At 52.9% G+C, this 1,092-nt stretch carries 1 protein-coding gene; it reads right to left on the reverse strand.

What is annotated here, in order from left to right:
* Positions 1 to 703: 703 nt before the first annotated feature.
* A partial coding sequence (locus tag ACP7BV_RS27165) for an STM4504/CBY_0614 family protein (RefSeq protein WP_426108016.1) occupies positions 704 to 1,092 on the reverse strand: 389 nt, incomplete at its 5' end.

Below are 1,092 nucleotides of genomic sequence, written 5' to 3' on the forward strand. Positions count from 1 at the left end.
GAAAGCTTACTGAACGCCCTCGAAGAGCCCGGGATTTAGCGCCCCGGCGAGCCTAGGATTTCAAAGGACGTAACAACTGGCGCTGCATCGCGACGCCCAGGACTACAGCTACCTGGACGATTTCGATTTGGACGACTACTGTTCCTCGGAGTATTACAAGCACTACGTTTTGGTCGAGCGGTTTGTGAACGCCGAAGCTTCATCTGCCCTGCTTGAGGTCGCCAAATCATTGCGCCTTCTCGTTGAAGGACACTTACACCGATGCTTCCCAAAGAAATTCAAAGAAGGACAGACCGTTGGAGAAATGCTGGACCTGGTCAAGAACGCGACTGTACCAAACCCATTGGTAAGGTTGCAGTCGCTTCTTCCTGAGCTTATGAATTTTAACGACTTTGCTGCTGCGTTTCACCATGACACGTCCGGGGGGTACCCGAGAACTGAAGTCAACGACGCGGAGCTACTACCGTTCGCTAAAGGTGCTCTTGGCTTCATACAACTACGCAGCTTCACGACGAACTGATTTTCTGTTCTAAAATCACCTTCGAGGGTTGTGATCGCAAGGTACTAAAATCAAGGCATGAAGTGTCCGCAGGCGGCAGCGGCCGAGGTCGGAATCGCACGGCAACCGTCGAGTACAATCGGCAGTGATCGGCCAGGAGCGGCCGTACGAAGACCATTCGGCGGCCTAATGGTCAGAAACAGATTATTGGAGCGACGCTTCCGCTTCAGCAAGGAAGACTAAAGTAGCGGCGGTCATATGCAGCATGTATCCCACGATGTTTTCGGGCACATGTGTGACAGAAGCACCTTGGCCGTGCCCGCTCAGTTTATTGCGTCCAGTGGGGATACTGCTCTCCAGAAGCGTGCGCAAGGCCGTCAGGCTGGATTGCCAGAACGATGGTACAAGTTCGTTGCCGAAGCACGTGTCGATTAGCTCCCTTGCTGTAGCCGTACTCTTGTAGGGCCAGGAGCGCTTCTGGCAAATGGCTTTCATCATACTTTCGAACGATTTCAGACACTCGTTCAAGGCTTCCTTTTCATTGCCTTTTCTGTAGTGCTCATGCGCCGCCAAAAATTCAGCCTCTGCACCCG

This window comes from Massilia sp. TSP1-1-2, assembly GCF_049896185.1.
Classification (GTDB): Bacteria; Pseudomonadota; Gammaproteobacteria; order Burkholderiales; family Burkholderiaceae_D; genus Telluria_A.